This is a genomic window from Magnetospirillum moscoviense, from assembly GCF_001650635.1.
Classification (GTDB): Bacteria; Pseudomonadota; Alphaproteobacteria; order Rhodospirillales; family Magnetospirillaceae; genus Magnetospirillum; species Magnetospirillum moscoviense.
Genome location: NZ_LWQU01000196.1, coordinates 35,752 through 50,660 on the forward strand (window position 1 = coordinate 35,752; position 14,909 = coordinate 50,660).

Here is a 14,909-nt window from a genome sequence, read left to right on the forward strand (position 1 = left end):
AACCCTAATCCTTTAGGATCGCGCCCTAGACAAAGAATGTTCCGCGCCCGGCCGGCACGACACGAGCTGAAGCGACGCGGGGGAGGCCAGACCAGATGGATTACGAGCATTACTTCGCCAAGCGCATCGCCGACCTGAAAAGCGAGGGCCGCTATCGGGTGTTCGCCGATCTGGAACGCCAGTGCGGCCGCTTCCCGGTGGCGCTGAACCACCGCGACGACGGCATTCACGAAGTGGTGGTGTGGTGCTCGAACGATTATCTGGGCATGGGCCAGCATCCCGAAGTCCTGGCCGCGGCCAAGGAAGCGGTCGATCGCTGCGGTGCCGGTGCCGGCGGCACCCGCAACATCTCGGGCACCAACCATTACCACGTCCTGCTGGAACAAGAGATCGCCGACTGGAACGCCAAGGAATCCGCCTTGTTGTTCACCTCGGGCTATGTCGCCAACCAGACGACGCTCTCGACCCTGGGCGCCACCATCCCCGGCTGCGTGATCTTCTCGGACGAGTTGAACCACAACTCGATGATCGAGGGCATCCGCCATTCGCGCGCCGCCAAGCACGTCTTTCGCCACAACGACCCGGAAAGCCTGGCCGAGGCGTTGAGCGCCTATCCCAAGGAGACGCCCAAGCTGGTGGCGTTCGAATCGGTCTATTCGATGGATGGCGACATCGCGCCGATCAAGGAAATGTGCGACGTCGCCGAGGCCCATAACGCCATGACCTTCATCGACGAGGTCCATGCCGCCGGCATGTACGGCGCCGAGGGCTCGGGCGTGGCCGAGCGCGACGGCCAGCGCGACCGCCTGACCATCATCCAGGCCACCCTGGCCAAGGCCATCGGCGTGGTCGGCGGCTATATCGCCGGCTCGAAATCGATGGTCGATTACGTCCGCTCGTTCGGGCCGGGCTTCATCTTCTCGTCGTCCTTGCCGCCGATGGTGGCCGCCGCCGCCCGGGCCTCGATCCAGGTGCTGCGCCGCACCCCCGAGATCCGCACCCGCCACCAGGAACGCGCCGCCACCTGCAAGGCGCGCCTGAAGGCCCAGGGCATCCCGGTGATGGATTCGGTCAGCCATATCGTGCCGGTGATGGTCGGCAATGCCGCGCTGTGCAAGCAGGCATCCGACCTGTTGCTGAAGAAGCACCACATCTACGTCCAGCCCATCAACTATCCCACTGTCCCGGTCGGCACCGAGCGTCTGCGTATCACGCCGACGCCCTTGCACACCGACGAGATGATGGATCATCTGGTCAAGTCGGTGGTGGCGGTGTGGGACGAACTGGACCTGCACAAGGTCCACGTCAAGGCGGCTGAATAAGGACGGCGTCAGCGCGCATCCTTGAAGCGGAAATCCAGCCGCACCGCGAACGGTGCCTTGGCCCTTAAGGCGTCGGGCAGCTTCAACGGCTGGGCCTGACGGATGGCCCGGTACAGCGCGTCGATGGTACGCCGCTGAATGCTTTGCGGGTGCAGCTGGGAATAGCCGTCGAACACCTCGTCCGGATTCCAGGGCCGGCGGGAATCGTAAATCTCGGCGAAATACCCATCGGCCCGCACCGTCACCGCCACCCGCATGTCGGCCCGGTCGTAGGCGGCCAGCTCCTTCGGCGGCTTCCACTGGCGGACCACCTGCGACAACACGAAATCGCGCTCGTTCTGGGTGACCGGAGCGGGCTTCTTGACGGCGGCAAGCTTCTCGGCGGGCGTGGCGACCACCGCCGACGGGGCGGTGGTTTCCTTGGCCGGAGCCGGACTGGATCGTTGCGCCAACTCGCCCTGTTCCAGTTGAGGAATGGCGCGGCCGTCCTTCTCGGGCTGGGGCTTGGCCCCGCCCTGATCGGCCGGCGGGGCCGGCTTCTGGGCAGGTGGGGGGACCAGCTCGACCGCCACCGACGGCGGCTCGGGATCCTTGATCTGGGGGATCGGAAAACCCAGCCACGCGATCGCCAGGGCCAGATGGACCAGCGCCGACAGCACCAGCGGCGCCGCCTTGAAACGGCGGCGGGCAGAGGGCGCAGGCAGATCGAGTACCGGGGCGGCAAGCATAGCGGGCCGGACCCTACCGTAACGGCCGCCTGGAATAAACCCCTGCGACAGTGGACGCCAGCCGTTGCATCCCTTATATTTGGCTGATTGAACAACGAGGCTTGGCCGATGTTCGCCGACAACACCCTGACCCCCAAGGAAGCGGTGCGCTTGTGCGCGCTGGGCTCGATTGCGCGCGCACCTCAGCGTTACAGCGAACTGGCCGGCGCGGTGCGTCACTTCATCAGCCGGGTGGCCGGGCCGCAGATCGACCTGATGGGCACCTCGATCGAGCTTCTGCGCTATGAAGGCCTGGTCCAAGCGGTCGATGGCACCGGTGCCGGCATGGAAGACGACGCCATCCTGGCCATCACCGAGGCCGGCCGGGTCGAACTCACCAACCTGCTGACCGCCCGTCTGCGCGCCGGCAGCGATCTGTCGAAGCTGATCGTCGCCTTGAAGATGCGGTTCATGGACCTGCTGCCGGCCAACCAGCAGCGCGCCCAGGCCGACCTGATGATCGAGACGGTCGAAGGCGAACTGGCCCGCCTGATCGATCTGCGCGGCGCCTTCGCCGGGGATGGCGACGGCTGCCACCTGACCGATTGGCTGGATCACGATATCGAATTGCTGGAAACCCGGCTGGCCTGGCTGGAAGAGTTCAGCGCCCGCCTGTGAGCGTCGAGCCCGCCCTGCCCGGACTGGATGACCAGACCGCCGATGCCAACCCGCATTATCTGGGCCATCGCGATCGCCTGCGCAGCCGGTTTCTCGCCGCCCCCGACAGCCTGCCCGATTACGAATTGCTGGAATTGTTGCTGTCGTCGGTGATCGCCCGCGTCGATACCAAGCCCTTGGCCAAGGCCCTGATCGACGAGTTCGGCGGTTTCGGCGAGGTGCTGGCGGCCCCGGTCGCCGTGCTGGAAGCCTTTCCCAAGGTCGACAAGGCCCGCATCACGCCCACCGTCGCCGCCTATCTGAAGGTGGCCGAGCAATCGGCCCGGCGGCTGGCCAAGCTGGCGGTGCTGGACCAGCCGGTGCTGACCCGCTGGGACCAGTTGATCGATTACTGCAACATGGCCATGGGCCGCCTGCCGACCGAGCAGTTCCGCCTGCTGTTCCTGGACCGCAAGAACGTTCTGGTGGCCGACGAATTGCAGCAGCAAGGCACCATCGATCACACCCCCCTTTACCCGCGCGAGGTGGTGAAAAGGGCGCTGGAACTGAACGCCTCGGCCCTGATCATGGTCCACAACCGTACTTGCCGCCGACCTATTTCACATGCAATTCAGTAGGTTATAAAGACGCAAGGGTGCGTGTGTCGCATTTGTGTCGCAAGTAATCCCCTTCCCCGTCCCTATTTGGCACCACCCAAAGCCTTCGCCATCGACAGAACCTGATCCCGGACCTTGGGATCGGCGATGGTGAAATAGGCCCGTACCAATTCGAGGGTTTCCCGCCGTGCCATCGGATCATCGTCGGGGATTTCAACTGACTTGGTGACATTGCCCCGGATCACCTCGACCGGCGATGCTGCCTGGGCAGTATCAGAGATTTCCTCAAAAAAGTAGCCTACCCGGACATCCAGAACACGGGATAGATCGAACAGCCTGGAGGCTCCGACCCGATTGGCTCCACGTTCGTATTTTTGCACCTGCTGGAAGGTCAGCCCAAGGCATTCGCCCAGCTTTTCCTGGCTCATACCAAGCAGGGTCCGGCGAAGCCGAATGCGGGCACCAACATGGACATCGATGGGATTGGCACTGCCGTCGTCCAATCGGCCACGGGTGGACCGACCAACCTTCCTGACTTCCTTGGCAGGCTTGGTTGCGGGCTTGGCACTCTTACGTGGCGGCATGATGATCCCTTCCCTGCTCATCAGGTGGCTGATTTGGGCCGACGATTCTTCCGCGTGAAGCCAAGCCCCGCTGCCTTGGCGAGTTCGGATCGGCGTGCAGCATATTCCGGTGCGACCAAGGGGTAATCCCTGGGCAACGACCACTTGGTCCGGTACTCGTCGGCGGTCAGTCCGTGGCCGGTCAGGAGATGCCGCTTCAGCATCTTCTGGTGGTCGCCGCATTCCAGACAGACGATATGGCCGGGGGTCACAGACTTCTTTACCGAAACGGCAGGTTGCTGCTGTTCAGCCGGTGCTGTGACCGGGGCGTCCGTGCCAACCAAGGTCGAATAAACGGACTTGATCAGGTTCGGGACTTCCGTGGCTTCCACGGTGTTGCCACCCAAGTAGGCCGCGACGATCTTGGTGGTCAGAGCCTTGATGTCATCGGCCATTGATAGTGTCCTTCAGGCCCTTACCGGCAGTGAATTTGGCAGACTTGCTTGCCGCGATGGTTAGGGTCTTGCCAGTCTGCGGATTCCTGCCTTCACGTGCAGGACGGGCAGAAACCGAGAAAGTTCCGAAGCCGACCAGACGCACATCATCACCGGCCTTCATGGCGGTGGTGATGGCTGCAAAAACAGCGTCAATGGCATTGCCCGCGTCGGCCTTGGTCATGTTGGCACCATCGGCGACGGCGGCGATCAATTCGGACTTGTTCATGTCACCCCCTACGAAAAGCATGGGTTCATGATTTACACGAGGTGCTTGTGCCGTCAAGCTCCCCAAAATTTCACAAGTTGCCGGAAATTCTGGTACCGATCTTCTCGGATGCCGATGCCACCGTTCTTGCTGGTGGTCGCCATTTCCTGAATGATTGGTCTGGATATCGGTAGGGGGGAGGCAAACAAATGCGATGCCCGTTTTGCGGCCAGGATGATACCCAGGTGAAGGATTCTCGCCCGACCGATGACAATGCGGCCATCCGTCGCCGCCGAGCTTGTCCAGGGTGTGGATCACGGTTCACCACCTTCGAGCGGGTTCAAATTCGTGATCTGGTCGTGGTCAAAAAGGACGGATCACGCTCGACCTTCGACCGGGAGAAAGTGGTCAAGTCGCTTCAGATCGCCCTACGAAAACGCCCAGTCGAAGATGACCAGATCGAGCGGATTGCCAATGGCGTCTACCGCCGCCTGGAGAGCCTTGGCGAAAATGAAGTTCCGTCCAAGCTCATCGGCGAACTGGTCATGGACGTGCTGATGGAACTCGATCAGGTCGCCTACCTCCGTTATGCATCGGTCTACCGGAACTTCCGTGAGGCCAAAGATTTTGGGGATTTCCTGGGGAAGATGGGAACCAGCAGCGGGGATTGATACGCCCTGACGATCACAGCACAAGGCATTGCCCTACCATACCCTTCCGTTGGAATGTGCTTATCATGTTCAGCCGTTATGTGGGCATCGACTACTCCGGGGCGGAAACGCCAACAGCGAACCTCAAAGGACTGCGAGTCTACGTCACAACTGGGGCTGCTGATCCGATTGAGGTGCCACCACCGCCGTCGCCTATTCCGAATCCGACCCCTCGAAAATATTGGTCCCGAAAGGGTATCGCCCACTGGCTTGTGGACCTGCTCTCAGATGAGGTGCCGACTTTGGTTGGCATCGATCACGGCTTCTCCTTCCCCCTTCGATATTTTGAAGTGCATGGTTTGCCTCCTGATTGGCCGACCTTCCTTGATGATTTCCATGCTCATTGGCCCACTGACGGCGATCATGTCTATGTCGATTTCGTTCGGCATGGTGCCGTGGGGAATGGTGCGGATCGCACCGGCAACACTCGGTGGCGGCGACTGACTGAGGAACGGGCCGGTGGAGCCAAATCGGTATTCCACTTCGATGTGCAGGGAACCGTCGCAAAATCTACTCATTCCGGAATTCCCTGGCTCCGGTTCATTCGCCACCAGCTTGGCGGACGAATTCATTTCTGGCCCTTCGATGGATGGGAAATTCCTTCAGGACGTTCTGCCATTGTTGAAGCCTATCCCGCCCTCTGGAGCCGTGGATTCCCCAGGCAGGATCGCACACCTGATCAGCATGACGCTTTCAGTATCGCGGCATGGATGTCACGAGCAGACCGGGATGGCACTCTTCCTGGGTTCTTCCACCCCAACCTTTCACCACCACAGCGAACTGTAGCTGAAGTTGAAGGCTGGATTCTGGGTGTCGCCTGAGGAAGAGGAGCGTGGAATGCAGGAAATGGGTGATCACGAGAAGATGGCTGTGGCGTTGGAGGCCACCGGCCAGTATCGCGTCCTTCGTAAATTGATCCCCCGCCAGAACCTTGTTCCGCACGATGGTTCCAAGACCCGACTCGGTATTTTCATCGATCTTGAAACCACCGGCCTGGACCCGGCCAAGGACGAGATCATCGAGTTGGCAATGGTCCCATTTGTCTATGGGCTGGATGGTCGGATTTTCGAAATCCAGGATGCATTCCAAGGTCTGAGGCAGCCTTCAAATCCAATCCCAGCGGAAATCACCAAGCTAACTGGCATCACCGATGAAATGGTCGCCGGGAAAGTTATCGACCCAGCCGAAGTAGCCGCCTTCGCCGCCCCCGCTGCCATCGTTATCGCCCACAATGCCGCCTTCGACCGCAAATTTATCGAACGGTTTTGCCCAAGTTTCTCGACCAAACCGTGGGGCTGCTCAATGTCCCAGGTAGATTGGACAGGTGAAGGATTCGAAGGTACCAAGCTCGGATACCTTCTGGCCGGGTTCGGCCTTTTCCATGATGGCCACCGGGCGACTGACGACTGCCACGCTGCCATCGAAATCCTGGCCCGGCCACTGCCGAAGTCCGGTGTTCCAGCCATGGGCAAGCTGCTGGAAAAGGCACGGGAAGCGACCTGCCGGGTCTGGGCAGAAAATTCGCCGTTCGACTTCAAGGATGTTCTGAAAGCTCGGGGATACCGTTGGTCGGACGGAAGCGATGGCCGTCCACGGGCTTGGTTCATCGATGTGCCTGAGGATCAGCTTCAGCAGGAAAAGGATTTCCTGCTCCAAGAAATCTATCAGCGGGATGTGGACATTCATGCTGCCAGGATCACCGCCGTCGATAGATTCTCAATTCGGTGCTGACCATCCAGGAAGCTTGGCTCGGGCCATCATCGCCACTTCTGGCGGTAGACCAACATGGTCAGCAAACGCAAGCACGGATGATTCGTCGGCCAGAAGGAAGTCCAGCACCGATCCAAGGAATGCTGGTTGATCGATACGATTTCGCAGATCGTCGGCACCGCATCCTGTGATGGAGATAAACCGATCTCGCATGGTGTCGTCGCCAATGATCCAGGCGACCACTTGAAGAGCGATAGTTTCCGCATCACCAGGGGTCATCTTCATGGCTACCGGTCTTGGCTTCGGTTCGTATGTTTTGAAGGGGTCCACATTCACCTCCCCGATGCGGATCGGCGGGGTGATTCCCACCGCTTACGGCAATGATGCCCGCCAGATTTCAGGTCGAGGAACACCGCCAGAAACTTTTCTCGGGCGATGGCCGACGACCATGGATCAATTTCAATTGCTGGCATGGATTTTTTCCAGCCGAACAGGCGTCGAGCTTCAAGCTCAGAAAATCCCGCCAGATGAACCGCTTCAAGGAATGCAGCGAGACGGTCAGCACTATCAACGGCGGCTCGCCATTGCTCCGGCAGTACGGCAGGGAGTCCGAATGCGGTGTGGATGGCCTCGGCCATTCGAGCCTCAAGCTCCATGTATCCTTTGCCCACAGCCCTCTTGAATGGGGTTACGAGGTCTGAGGTCACGAATTCAGGACCGTCATGGAGCAGTCCAGCCAGCAAACATTGCACCGGCATGTCCGGTGAATTGGTCGCGACCAGTTCCGTCACCAGGATCGAGTGCTGTGCAACCGAATAACCATGCTCGCCATGGGTCTGACCATTCCATCGAGCCAGCCTGGACAATCCCAGTGCGATGTCCTCGATCTCGATATCCAAGGGGCTGGGGTTCAGAATGTCGAGGCGTCGGCCCGAGAGCATTCGTTGCCATGCTCGATCACCAATTTCTCCCATTATCATCGACCTTGAATTGATGCGATCTGATGATGGCTTGCCATAACCACCTTATTGGTCGCGGCAGATTCGAAATAGTCGTGGATGTCGTCCATCAGAACCGGTGCCAAGGCGATGGCAGAAAATAGCCCGAGCCGGGTCAGAAGCTTCATCGAGTTTCCCCTCCGATTTGCTCGACCATCGTCAGCACCCTCATCGCCATAGCGTGTTCCGGCCAACGGCCAGCCTGTGCGAACGCATCTGCTCGATGCGTCGCTTGTTCGATGGCGATCTGGATGCCGTAGCGGGCAATTAGTTCATCCGCCGCCCGGTAAATGGCATCGTCTGTCGGGTGCTGGGTGGTCATGCTGTTCATCACCAGGGTATCGTGACAGGCATGAGTGACCATTTTGGTCACCTATGGCAAAGCGGCCCACTCCACCCGTTGCCCATGAACCATCTCGGCTAATTCACGTGGCTCCAACACCTCCACCTTGTCGCCCCAGGAATACAGATGCCATGCCATTTCCAGGTCCGACGCCGCCATGATGGTGACAAGCAAAGAACCATCCGATTGCCGTTCCACCTGCTGGGTGGGATGGAAGATGAATTCCTCGGCATCATCGGCAGCTTCAGGAGAAAACCGCCAGACGGTTTTGAATGGCTCACTCTGAAACAGTCCAAACGACCGAGTCGCAAACGCTTCCAGGGAGAATTCTGGGTCGCGTTGGAACGGCTCGGCTGTCAGTTCGATGCCCTCAATGTGTGGCAGGGCGAATAGCGTGACCGCATTGGCTTTTGGGTTCTCATGCCACGCGACGAGGTAGTTTCGGTGACCGTGCAGGAATCCATACGGGTGAACCAACCGCTCGTTGACCTGCTTGGTTTTCCGATTCCGATATCGCAGCTTTACCTTGGTGCAAGCCATGATGGCCTGCCGCAGTTCCTCGACCACCGAAATGTCGATTCGGGGACGTGGCCCTGGCCGCATTGCCAGCCCCTCTGCTTCGAGCAGAGCTTCGAGGTCCGGTTCCACCCTTCGTGCGACATCAGGCTTTAGCAAGGCCCGAAGTTTGGCTCCCAATGTGGCCAGTTCGGCTGCCTCATCCTCCCGGTTGTCACGCTCGAACAGGCGGGTGGCAGACTCAAGAGCCGCCAACTCCTCAGCGGTGAATGCGACCAATCGATCCAAGGTGCCGGTTGGCAATCGCCACCGCTTGATCCGCTCACCCGTAGCGACCTCCTCCATTTGGGGGAAGTTTCTCATGGCGGCGTCTCGCATTCGCATTGCAGTACGCCGACCAACGCCGAATTTTTGCTCGATGTCCAAGAGCGACAGACCGCCTCGTGCCGCCTGGAGTTCCAATGCCAACTGCAAGAGATTGTCAGCCTTTTCGTACCGCACGGCGAATCCCCCATGACCGAAATGGTCACGCATTCTCTCTCGGATGGACAAATGGGACAACCGCATTGAGAACGGATGGTGACCGCTTTTGACTCCTATGGCCAATATGCTGGTCACCATGACGAGGAACCCATCCACATCAGAATGCTTTCCGGCCAGATGGCGGTTCGTTGACGGCCATCTCTTTGAGTGCCGCCATGATGGTGATGTTCGAATTTGGGGGCCTTGGGATGGAGCGTTTGGCTGCATGACCAAGAAAGGAGCCCAGGTCAGCCCCGAATGGCTACCACTTGGCCGTCTCGGCGTCTGGCACGAACCTGCTGGACCTCGTGATGAATCCTGGTTTGCATCGCGAAGTGCCCTGGCAGCCTATTGGTCCGCCATTCCCACACCAGCGAGGTTGAAGGCAGCACTGGCTGGGGACGATCAATGGCAGGCACTTTTAAACGCACACAAGAAGCATGTCCAAAATGGACACTCTGGCTCCGTATGATCTCGAAAATTCAAAGTGGGGTCGTCGATGCTCACATTCCTTGGGTGGTTGTTCGTCATTTTCGGGATCAGCCTCATCACCAGAGGATCGAAGGACGATCATGATTCCTAAGATGACCAAGACGAACGTTGGCACCTTTCAAACTGGGCGAAAAAGCGTGGTGAGGAACTGGCCGAGATGGAGAAACGGTTGAAGGAAATTTCGCCATAGGGATTGCCCAACCCTTATGATCCAGGCTATCGTTCCCCTCATGTTCTCAAATGCTCAAGCACCATTGCCGCCCGGCACATGTCTGGCATCCACCCGTGGCTTCGCACCGTCCGAATCCACGGCACCGATCTATTCCGCCCTGGTGGCTGCTGGGTTTCCGTCACCCGCCGATGACCACCTGGAGGGCAAGCTCGATCTCCACGAGTTGATGGTGAAGCGACCGGCGGCGACATTCTTCTGTCGGGCGGATGGTGACAGCATGACGGATGCCGGAATCCAAAGTGGTGACCTGCTGGTGGTGGATCGGTCAGTACAGCCCCATGACGGCGACGTTGTTGTAGCCACGCTCGATGGCGGTTTGACGGTGAAGACCCTGCGGAAGGTCGAGGATGGTTGGGAGCTTGCTTCGGCCAACCCCGACTACCCCAGCTTCCCGGTGAACGATGAAGAAGGTGTCCAGATATGGGGCGTCGTCACCTTCGCCGTCTCGGCTTTAGCTAAACGGTAGTGGACGATGGCGGTCTACGCCCTGGTGGACTGCAACAATTTTTACGTCTCGTGCGAGCGGGCGTTCAACCCCGCCCTCGAAGGCAAGCCTGTGGTCGTGCTGTCCAATAATGACGGCTGTGCCGTTGCCCGATCCGCCGAAGCCAAGACCCTCGGGGTGCCCATGGGCGAACCCGCCTTCAAGCTCCGTGATCTGGCCGAGAAGCAGGGGCTGATCATGCTGTCCTCGAACTATGCCCTGTATGGCGATATGAGCGAACGGGTCATGTCCGTTTTAGCGACATTCTCACCGGGGGCCGAGGTCTACAGCATCGACGAATGTTTCCTCGACCTGGATGGTCTACCGGTCGATGACATGACGGCATGGTCCCATCAGATTCGAGCCACAGTGCGACGCTGGACCGGCATACCGGTTTCTGTGGGAATCGGCACCACCAAGACCTTGGCAAAGCTTGCCAATCGGATGGCGAAGAAATCACCGCGAACCAATGGCGTTCTTGATCTCGCCGGGCACCTTGAATGGGTTACACCGGCCCTGAAGCAGACGCCAGTCGGCGATGTTTGGGGTATTGGTCGCCAGTACGCAGCCCATTGCGGTGTCAATGGCATCCGTACCGCTTTTGACCTGACCAAGGCCAGCGATGGATGGATCAAGAAGACCATGGGGGCTGTCGGCCTTCGCACCGTGATGGAGCTACGAGGAACCCCCGTCCATACCCTCGACACGGCTCCATCGGACAAGCACACCACCTGCTGCTCGCGGTCATTCGGTGAATCCGTGATCGAATTCCAGCAGGTGCATGATGCAGTGCTGACCTTCGCCAGTAGGGCTACCGAGAAAATTCGCGGTGAAGGACTGGTGGCCGGGGCCGTCCAGGTGTTCGCCTATACCGACCGCTTCCGCCCCGACCAGCCACAGTTTTCACTGAACTCGATGATCCGTCTTTCGCCGCCGACATCATCAACCCCGCACATCATCGGGGCTGCCCTGAAGGGGCTGAAATCGGCGTGGCGAGATGGCTACGCGTATAAAAAGGCCGGGGTGATCATGCTGGATTTGGTTCGACCCGAAGACGTTCCCCGCGACTTATTTTCACCACCACCCGAATCAGGGGCACGGCCAACGGCGTTGATGGCCGCTTTGGATGGGATCAACAGCAAGCTGGGCAAAGGGGCTGTCGGGTACGGGCTGGCACCGAAGGATGCACCCTGGCAAATGCGATGCGGCAACAGGACGCCGAGTTACACGACCAACTGGGATGATTTGCCGGTAGTGAAGGCCTAAAAACATGCCTTAAAATCGGTTGATGGATTTTTTGACACTGCTATTATTAGAATGTTTAAAGCCATAACGCACATTCCGCTGCATGTTGCCGCTGATATTTTTGGAGGAATAGATGAAAATCTATGGATATCAGGTTGGCTTCACATATAAAAAAGGAGTAACGACATTTGGTGAAGTCATTGACCATATAAACTCTCTCAAACTTGCAGATCGCTTTTACGCGGGAATTCGGCTCGAATCTATTATTCGAAGCGGTGGTATTTTAAAGCTTGATTTCTCACGCCTTCGGCAAGCTGTTCTTCCGGGCAAAGCTACACAAGCAACCAACACAACTTCACTTGGCCTTCTTGCTGGAGAGGCCGTGTCAGAAGAGACTGCAGCAATATACATCTCAAAAACAAATACACTTGCCATTCAATACAATCAATTTGGCCCGCATCGGACAGCAATTGAAAATTATATCAATAATTTCACATCACCAACAGCACGCAAACTTGGCAGAAAGCCAGATGGCGAAGGCCTATCGATATCACCGTACATAAATGCCAACGTTCAGGCTCAATTTGCGAAGATGAGTATATTTAAGAAAATTGACATGAAAGTTGCTACCCCACCAATTGGCCATATCCACAGGACATCAGGCATGTCATTGGGTGCGGTTGTCGATATGGGACTGGCTGGCGGCACGGAAACTGCTCACATAGTTTTGTCCGCTGGCCGGGGGAAAGCCTCCAGCCTTAATCGTAGCTTCATAAAAGATGCCATTAACTATATTAAGGCGTTCCCGCATGGGGTTGAGAAGCTATGCATATCAGCAAAAGAAGCTGTTGATTCAGAAATTGAGATACTCGATCTACTTGATTCCATCCTGAAGCATGAAATAGATATTTCTGTCGGAGCAGATCGCCGATACCCTCGCACGGAGCGGCTCAATGCAATTGAAACCGCAATTAATTACTGGTCTACAAACAAGCTTATAAAGTAGGTGGATTATTATGTTTTTTGAAAAACATCACCCATTAATAATCGCCATCATGGGAGGTGCAGTATTCTGGTATTTCGGATCGCCACTGCCGCCAAAGGATGCTTTTGCATCAATGATGTCAGCTTCAGCCGGTGCATCGGCAATTTTAGTTGGCTTTCTTAGTGCCGCAAAAGCGGTACTAATATCATCATCAAAATCTCCGTCTTTTGAGGCATTGAAAGACTCCGGTTATTCAGGCGAATTATTTAACTTTATAAAAAGCTCAATTGAGTGGTCAATTGGGTTTGCAGTTCTATGCATAGTGTTGATGTTCATAAATCCAGCAGAGCGTCACGTCATTGTTGCCGCGTCACTCGAAATAAATAACCCGTTCATGATTGTGTGGGTTTGTAGCGGGATTATTGTTATTGCAAAGTTTCTCCGCGTTACCAGGATTATCTTTTCGATACTCAAGCAGTTATGAATTCATTTCACTCCGCCATGGATAATGACCGGTAGACGCTCGTCCTGGCGATACCCAGTTCCTTGCTGATCGCCGCAACGCCAAGCCCATCGTTCTTGAGCCGCCGAACTTCTGTAGGGTCGATGGACCTCGGTCGGCCACGGTACCGTTCCGGGTGATCTTGCTTGGCCCGCTGGATTCCCTCGATCTGTCGTTCCCGCCGAAGCTGCGTTTCAAATTCCGCGAACACCCCGAGCAGATTGATGGTCAATGCACCGTAGATGTCGCCCGTGTCGAACGGCTGCTCGGTGGCCTTCAAGCTGGCCCCCCGTTCCTTCAGTACCTTGATGATGTCCTGAAGGTCGGCCATGGATCGGGCCAGCCGGTCGATCCTGGTCACGACCAGAACATCATCGGTTCGCAGGAACTCCAGCAGAGTTTCCAGTTCGCGGCGGCCATCACGGCTGGTGCCGCTGATTTTTTCTGATCGGATGATCTGGCACCCAGCAGCCTTCAAGGCATCGATCTGGATGTCGAGGGATTGGTCTGTGGAAGAGCAGCGGGCATACCCGTAAAACATGGATTTGCTCCATATGGGTCATAGACCCATATATTAAAGCGTTACATAAATACAAAAGCAACCCATCTGGAACAATATTTCCTGACTGTGGCCGTGTTGCAGCAGAGTATACCTTAATGTTGCAGGGAATATGTCTTCAAATTGTATTTTAAACAGAACATTTCGTAGATAGCTATGTTGTGTCTTGTTGATCGTTATCGCCATGCCTCTTGATGTAGATACGGATAGAAAACTCCGTCCACCGCGTCCCTCTCGGCGGCAGAAGTTCAGGATTGTTCATCATCATAGTGTTTATTATATCGGCAAGATGTCTGTTCGGAACGGATTTATGGCCTGACTTTATGCTTTTAACTGCATCAATTATTATTTTAGCACGCTCTTTTGCAGCATCACTCTGTGCTGCTCGTCCTTTTGACTGTGCATCCTTCTTATTAGCCCACTCTGCGGCAAACCCGAGTTTACCGCCATCGGAAATGAATTTTTTTAGACCCGCAGTGCGTCTAAGCTTTTTAATTTTATCTCTTCTCCGTTGCCGCTCTTTATCTCTCTGCTGTTCAAAATACTCGTGGAGAGCTTCGTCCCTATCGGCAGGGTCAATCCATATAATTTGGATGCCGCGATGATTAATCTCTGTTTGGAATTTTATCCTTCCAGTAGTTAGTGATGAAAACCCGCGACCACTGTGATGTCTAAAAGAATGAATAATTAGCGGTGCGTCATTCCGTTCGCACCATGACATTGCAAGATTAATCGTTGGGAAGACCTTAAATGTAGGAAGATGCCCCGTCTCTTCAAACAAAAATACTTTTGAAATTTCAAAGCCAGCAAGGCGGGCCATCTCGCCTGCCTTTTTATGCTGCACCTTTAATGTGACCGATTGAGCCAGGGCAACATCCAAGGGCGTATCATTTTTGATGCGATCCCTATCATGCCCTCTGTGTGTCCAGAGGAATGCTGCACATGGCTTTCGATTCCGGTTCATTCCACGCCATTCCTCACCAAGAATACCGTTGTTCAGTCGAATATTCTCAGGATTCCGGCCAGTTTCAAACTGCCTTCTC

The 14,909-nt window shown here is 56.7% G+C and carries 21 protein-coding genes; 10 read left to right on the forward strand and 11 right to left on the reverse strand.

Annotated features, from left to right (window positions below):
• Positions 1-95 precede the first annotated feature (95 nt).
• Positions 96-1,322 carry a 5-aminolevulinate synthase gene (hemA, locus tag A6A05_RS18665; protein WP_068504500.1) on the forward strand — a complete coding sequence of 409 codons (1,227 nt, stop codon included), beginning with the start codon at positions 96-98 and terminating at the stop codon, positions 1,320-1,322.
• Between the two features lie 8 nt (positions 1,323-1,330).
• On the opposite strand, the gene A6A05_RS18670 is transcribed toward hemA, so the two are convergent.
• Positions 1,331-2,050 carry a hypothetical protein gene (locus A6A05_RS18670; RefSeq protein ID WP_068504502.1) on the reverse strand — a complete coding sequence of 240 codons (720 nt, stop codon included), beginning with the start codon at positions 2,048-2,050 and terminating at the stop codon, positions 1,331-1,333.
• A gap of 108 nt (positions 2,051-2,158) precedes the next feature.
• Here A6A05_RS18670 and A6A05_RS18675 point away from each other — a divergent pair, with 108 nt between their 5' ends.
• Positions 2,159-2,707 (forward strand): hypothetical protein, encoded by a 549-nt coding sequence (locus A6A05_RS18675; RefSeq protein WP_068504504.1) that lies wholly within the window; start codon positions 2,159-2,161, stop codon positions 2,705-2,707.
• Complete coding sequence (locus tag A6A05_RS18680) at positions 2,704-3,324, forward strand: JAB domain-containing protein (RefSeq protein WP_068504506.1); 621 nt, start codon at positions 2,704-2,706, stop codon at positions 3,322-3,324. Before A6A05_RS18675 ends, A6A05_RS18680 begins: the two co-directional genes overlap by 4 nt.
• 62 nt (positions 3,325-3,386) lie before the next feature.
• Here the strand turns inward: A6A05_RS18680 and A6A05_RS18685 are convergent, their stop codons facing one another.
• From A6A05_RS18685 to A6A05_RS18695, 3 genes are read right to left on the reverse strand one after another with little or no spacing between them, the layout of a single operon-like run.
• Positions 3,387-3,887, reverse strand: coding sequence for a helix-turn-helix domain-containing protein (locus A6A05_RS18685; protein WP_245644372.1), 501 nt, complete (start codon positions 3,885-3,887; stop codon positions 3,387-3,389).
• 20 nt (positions 3,888-3,907) lie between these two features.
• Positions 3,908-4,321, reverse strand: a complete 414-nt coding sequence (locus A6A05_RS18690) for a Ros/MucR family transcriptional regulator (protein WP_068504509.1) — start codon at positions 4,319-4,321, stop codon at positions 3,908-3,910.
• Positions 4,311-4,589, reverse strand: a complete 279-nt coding sequence (locus A6A05_RS18695; protein ID WP_068504511.1) for an HU family DNA-binding protein — start codon at positions 4,587-4,589, stop codon at positions 4,311-4,313. Before A6A05_RS18695 ends, A6A05_RS18690 begins: the two co-directional genes overlap by 11 nt.
• Before the next feature lie 188 nt (positions 4,590-4,777).
• Between A6A05_RS18695 and nrdR the strand changes: the two genes are divergently transcribed.
• From nrdR to A6A05_RS18710, 3 genes are all read left to right on the forward strand, one after another.
• Positions 4,778-5,239, forward strand: coding sequence for a transcriptional regulator NrdR (nrdR, locus tag A6A05_RS18700; protein WP_068504513.1), 462 nt, complete (start codon positions 4,778-4,780; stop codon positions 5,237-5,239).
• Between the two features lie 65 nt (positions 5,240-5,304).
• Positions 5,305-6,099, forward strand: coding sequence for a hypothetical protein (locus tag A6A05_RS20390; protein ID WP_082911063.1), 795 nt, complete (start codon positions 5,305-5,307; stop codon positions 6,097-6,099).
• Between the two features lie 16 nt (positions 6,100-6,115).
• On the forward strand, positions 6,116-7,009 hold the full coding sequence (locus tag A6A05_RS18710) for a 3'-5' exonuclease (protein WP_068504516.1): 894 nt from the start codon (positions 6,116-6,118) through the stop codon (positions 7,007-7,009).
• On the opposite strand, the gene A6A05_RS20395 is transcribed toward A6A05_RS18710, so the two are convergent.
• The 5 genes from A6A05_RS20395 to A6A05_RS18725 form a co-directional block, all read right to left on the reverse strand.
• On the reverse strand, positions 6,995-7,273 hold the full coding sequence (locus tag A6A05_RS20395) for a DUF3572 domain-containing protein (RefSeq protein ID WP_235063004.1): 279 nt from the start codon (positions 7,271-7,273) through the stop codon (positions 6,995-6,997). The genes A6A05_RS18710 and A6A05_RS20395 overlap by 15 nt on opposite strands.
• 47 nt (positions 7,274-7,320) lie before the next feature.
• Positions 7,321-7,887: an HD domain-containing protein gene (locus A6A05_RS18715; protein ID WP_245644373.1), complete on the reverse strand. Its 567-nt coding sequence runs from the start codon at positions 7,885-7,887 to the stop codon at positions 7,321-7,323.
• Between the two features lie 77 nt (positions 7,888-7,964).
• The gene (locus A6A05_RS21065; RefSeq protein WP_008621732.1) at positions 7,965-8,114 is read right to left on the reverse strand and encodes a hypothetical protein; all 150 of its coding nucleotides are present in this window, start codon (positions 8,112-8,114) and stop codon (positions 7,965-7,967) included.
• Positions 8,111-8,317 carry a hypothetical protein gene (locus A6A05_RS18720; protein WP_172822323.1) on the reverse strand — a complete coding sequence of 69 codons (207 nt, stop codon included), beginning with the start codon at positions 8,315-8,317 and terminating at the stop codon, positions 8,111-8,113. The genes A6A05_RS21065 and A6A05_RS18720 overlap by 4 nt, the downstream gene beginning before the upstream one ends.
• A gap of 42 nt (positions 8,318-8,359) precedes the next feature.
• Positions 8,360-9,379 carry a helix-turn-helix transcriptional regulator gene (locus tag A6A05_RS18725; RefSeq protein ID WP_245644374.1) on the reverse strand — a complete coding sequence of 340 codons (1,020 nt, stop codon included), beginning with the start codon at positions 9,377-9,379 and terminating at the stop codon, positions 8,360-8,362.
• Between the two features lie 686 nt (positions 9,380-10,065).
• Between A6A05_RS18725 and A6A05_RS18730 the strand changes: the two genes are divergently transcribed.
• From A6A05_RS18730 to A6A05_RS21075, 4 genes are all read left to right on the forward strand, one after another.
• The gene (locus tag A6A05_RS18730) at positions 10,066-10,557 is read left to right on the forward strand and encodes a LexA family protein (protein ID WP_245644375.1); all 492 of its coding nucleotides are present in this window, start codon (positions 10,066-10,068) and stop codon (positions 10,555-10,557) included.
• Positions 10,558-10,563: 6 nt separating this feature from the next.
• A complete protein-coding gene (locus A6A05_RS18735; RefSeq protein ID WP_068504518.1) occupies positions 10,564-11,841 on the forward strand; it encodes a Y-family DNA polymerase in 1,278 nt (425 codons plus the stop codon).
• A 112-nt stretch (positions 11,842-11,953) separates the two neighbouring features.
• On the forward strand, positions 11,954-12,826 hold the full coding sequence (locus A6A05_RS21070; protein ID WP_156521146.1) for a DUF6731 family protein: 873 nt from the start codon (positions 11,954-11,956) through the stop codon (positions 12,824-12,826).
• Positions 12,827-12,836: 10 nt separating this feature from the next.
• Positions 12,837-13,289: a hypothetical protein gene (locus A6A05_RS21075; protein WP_156521147.1), complete on the forward strand. Its 453-nt coding sequence runs from the start codon at positions 12,837-12,839 to the stop codon at positions 13,287-13,289.
• A 7-nt stretch (positions 13,290-13,296) separates the two neighbouring features.
• Here the strand turns inward: A6A05_RS21075 and A6A05_RS18740 are convergent, their stop codons facing one another.
• Positions 13,297-13,848 carry a recombinase family protein gene (locus A6A05_RS18740; RefSeq protein WP_068504520.1) on the reverse strand — a complete coding sequence of 184 codons (552 nt, stop codon included), beginning with the start codon at positions 13,846-13,848 and terminating at the stop codon, positions 13,297-13,299.
• 172 nt (positions 13,849-14,020) lie between these two features.
• Positions 14,021-14,746 carry a hypothetical protein gene (locus tag A6A05_RS21080; RefSeq protein WP_156521148.1) on the reverse strand — a complete coding sequence of 242 codons (726 nt, stop codon included), beginning with the start codon at positions 14,744-14,746 and terminating at the stop codon, positions 14,021-14,023.
• Positions 14,747-14,909: the final 163 nt, after the last annotated feature.

What these genes read in the sequence shown, in the direction of transcription:
- hemA (WP_068504500.1), top strand. Translation starts at nt 96, where the DNA reads ATGGATTACGAGCATTACTTCGCCAAGCGCATCGCCGACCTGAAAAGC.
- A6A05_RS18670 (WP_068504502.1), bottom strand. Translation starts at nt 2,050, where the DNA reads ATGCTTGCCGCCCCGGTACTCGATCTGCCTGCGCCCTCTGCCCGCCGC.
- A6A05_RS18675 (WP_068504504.1), top strand. Translation starts at nt 2,159, where the DNA reads ATGTTCGCCGACAACACCCTGACCCCCAAGGAAGCGGTGCGCTTGTGC.
- A6A05_RS18685 (WP_245644372.1), bottom strand. Translation starts at nt 3,887, where the DNA reads ATGCCGCCACGTAAGAGTGCCAAGCCCGCAACCAAGCCTGCCAAGGAA.
- A6A05_RS18690 (WP_068504509.1), bottom strand. Translation starts at nt 4,321, where the DNA reads ATGGCCGATGACATCAAGGCTCTGACCACCAAGATCGTCGCGGCCTAC.
- A6A05_RS18695 (WP_068504511.1), bottom strand. Translation starts at nt 4,589, where the DNA reads ATGAACAAGTCCGAATTGATCGCCGCCGTCGCCGATGGTGCCAACATG.
- nrdR (WP_068504513.1), top strand. Translation starts at nt 4,778, where the DNA reads ATGCGATGCCCGTTTTGCGGCCAGGATGATACCCAGGTGAAGGATTCT.
- A6A05_RS20390 (WP_082911063.1), top strand. Translation starts at nt 5,305, where the DNA reads ATGTTCAGCCGTTATGTGGGCATCGACTACTCCGGGGCGGAAACGCCA.
- A6A05_RS18710 (WP_068504516.1), top strand. Translation starts at nt 6,116, where the DNA reads ATGCAGGAAATGGGTGATCACGAGAAGATGGCTGTGGCGTTGGAGGCC.
- A6A05_RS20395 (WP_235063004.1), bottom strand. Translation starts at nt 7,273, where the DNA reads ATGAAGATGACCCCTGGTGATGCGGAAACTATCGCTCTTCAAGTGGTC.
- A6A05_RS21065 (WP_008621732.1), bottom strand. Translation starts at nt 8,114, where the DNA reads ATGAAGCTTCTGACCCGGCTCGGGCTATTTTCTGCCATCGCCTTGGCA.
- A6A05_RS18720 (WP_172822323.1), bottom strand. Translation starts at nt 8,317, where the DNA reads ATGAACAGCATGACCACCCAGCACCCGACAGACGATGCCATTTACCGG.
- A6A05_RS18725 (WP_245644374.1), bottom strand. Translation starts at nt 9,379, where the DNA reads ATGCGTGACCATTTCGGTCATGGGGGATTCGCCGTGCGGTACGAAAAG.
- A6A05_RS18730 (WP_245644375.1), top strand. Translation starts at nt 10,066, where the DNA reads ATGATCCAGGCTATCGTTCCCCTCATGTTCTCAAATGCTCAAGCACCA.
- A6A05_RS18735 (WP_068504518.1), top strand. Translation starts at nt 10,564, where the DNA reads ATGGCGGTCTACGCCCTGGTGGACTGCAACAATTTTTACGTCTCGTGC.
- A6A05_RS21070 (WP_156521146.1), top strand. Translation starts at nt 11,954, where the DNA reads ATGAAAATCTATGGATATCAGGTTGGCTTCACATATAAAAAAGGAGTA.
- A6A05_RS21075 (WP_156521147.1), top strand. Translation starts at nt 12,837, where the DNA reads ATGTTTTTTGAAAAACATCACCCATTAATAATCGCCATCATGGGAGGT.
- A6A05_RS18740 (WP_068504520.1), bottom strand. Translation starts at nt 13,848, where the DNA reads ATGTTTTACGGGTATGCCCGCTGCTCTTCCACAGACCAATCCCTCGAC.